Source organism: Bradyrhizobium sp. P2_E8, assembly GCF_056403875.1.
Window position 1 is genome coordinate 1 of the sequence record NZ_JBFUES010001801.1, and the last position, 703, is coordinate 703.

At 65.3% G+C, this 703-nt stretch carries 1 protein-coding gene; it reads right to left on the reverse strand.

Annotated elements, in window-relative coordinates:
* A partial coding sequence (locus AC1D00_RS44005; RefSeq protein ID WP_477015057.1) for a penicillin acylase family protein occupies positions 1 to 703 on the reverse strand: 703 nt, incomplete at both ends.

Sequence of the window (703 nt, forward strand, 5' to 3'; positions counted from 1 at the left end):
GCACCGGCATCAGGCCGTCGAAATTGCCGCGCCGCGGCGTCTTGCCAGCGGCAACCCAGCCGATATTGCCGCGGGTGTCGGCATAGACCTGGTTCTCCGACGGCGCGCCCCAGCGCCGCATGGCGGCGAGGAAGCCGTTCCAGTCCTTCGCGGTCATGTAGTCGGAGGAGCCGAAATAGGCGGAGGTGCCGGGCTCGAACCAGATCGAGCGCACGGCAAAGGCGCGCTTGTTTGCATCGTCGACGAAGATGACGGGACCGTGGCGGGTGAACTTCAGCTCGAGGTCGCGATCGGCCTCGCCCTTGACCTGCTCGGTCTCGTGGACGATTCGCATGTCTTCCCAGCCATTGCCGTAGCGGTACTGGTTTGGGTTTTGCGGATTGAGTTCGTAGACGTAGAGGTCTTCCTGGTCGACGTTGAAAATCGTAAGGCCGAAGGCGATGGTGCCGTTGTGGCCGATCGAGATGCCGGGCAGCGCCGGCTCGCCGGCGCCGATCACCGAGAGGCCCGGCGCATTGAGGCCGACGATGTAACGCAGCGAAGGCACGCTGTGCTCGCGATGCGGATCGTTGGCAAGGATCGGGCGGCCCGTCGCCGTGCGCGATGCCGCGATCACCCAGTTGTTGGAGCCGATGCTGTCGCGCTGCTGGTCGGCCTCGGTGAGGTATTTGTCGGGATCGTGCGTGAGCGCGGCCTGCCTGTC